2 protein-coding genes are annotated in these 1,023 nt (G+C 56.6%); both read left to right on the top strand.

The features are described from left to right. The coding region (locus ACS5Q1_RS48060; RefSeq protein WP_473104808.1) for a hypothetical protein at positions 1-221 on the top strand (221 nt) is incomplete at its 5' end. A 141-nt stretch (positions 222-362) separates the two neighbouring features. Further along, positions 363-950, top strand: a complete 588-nt coding sequence (locus ACS5Q1_RS48055) for a hypothetical protein (protein WP_473104807.1) — start codon at positions 363-365, stop codon at positions 948-950. Positions 951-1,023 lie beyond the last annotated feature (73 nt).

Here is a 1,023-nt window from a genome sequence, read left to right as displayed (position 1 = left end):
GGCCGCTGCAGCCGCAGCACCAGTTCGATCAGCTCTTCCTTCGTCAGGCGCTGCAAATCAGTGCGATCCATGGCCCCATGGATTCAGGAATTGCGCCTGATGACAAGGGCGTGGGTAATTACAGCGCAGCAGTGCTTTTCCTAATTCTGCTCCTAATTCTGCGCCAAAGCATCTGCGCCGAATTGAGAGTCGGAGCGTTGATAGCTTACTGGGTGCAGTGAATAGCGCGTATATCTGTGGTTGAGCAATAATAACATGCCTTCGAGTTGAAGGCATTGCTGCAACAGACTTGTTAACGTCTTCAGTTAACATTCGCGATCTAAGCTCCTACGCACAATCTGTAGACAAGCGGGAAAATCATCATGACCAGGAAACGCAATTTCCTGTGCACTGGCCTGTGCACGGCAACCCTTCTTCTGGCTGCAACGGGAGCGATGGCTGCACCGGTTGATCGCGTCGGCAACGACAATACGATCAACGGCTCGACGTTCAACAAGGGCGAATCGGCGACGGGACCTCAGATGAACCGGTGCTGGGGGGAGATGGCCTCGCAACTGGCTAAACTCCCGACCGATAGCGCGGTGGGCGCCAATGGCAGCGGAATGGGCATCCACTCCAAGAGCGCTAACACCCCGCAAGACACGTTCCGCGACTCCGCATTTGGTGGGACGGGCCCTCGCCTTGGCATCGGCAACGCCAGCTCCCTAGACGGAGGCCCCCACGGGGTCTCACCGGCGGATGGTGGCAATGGCCAACATGCGATCAACAACGGTAGCACCACGACCGAGGGCGTATCGTTCATCGGCAACGTAGGTTTCTCCCAGTTCGCCGATCCACTGACAGGCGATATTACCACGAACTTTGGTGGAACCGCCGATCCGGTGACAACACTGCATTGCAGCCTAGCCGCTTTTATGCACGAGGCGGTTGGAGAAGGCTGGCGGATGTAGCTTAAGCACTTGAAGCAGCGTAGGATTTAGTTGCTGAGACTAACCCCTGCCACCGATTGCACTGTGCCACACC

It is taken from the genome of Microvirga sp. GN3 (assembly GCF_055792825.1).
Note: the sequence above shows the minus strand (reverse complement) of the source record. Positions and strands in the feature narration are given on the sequence as shown.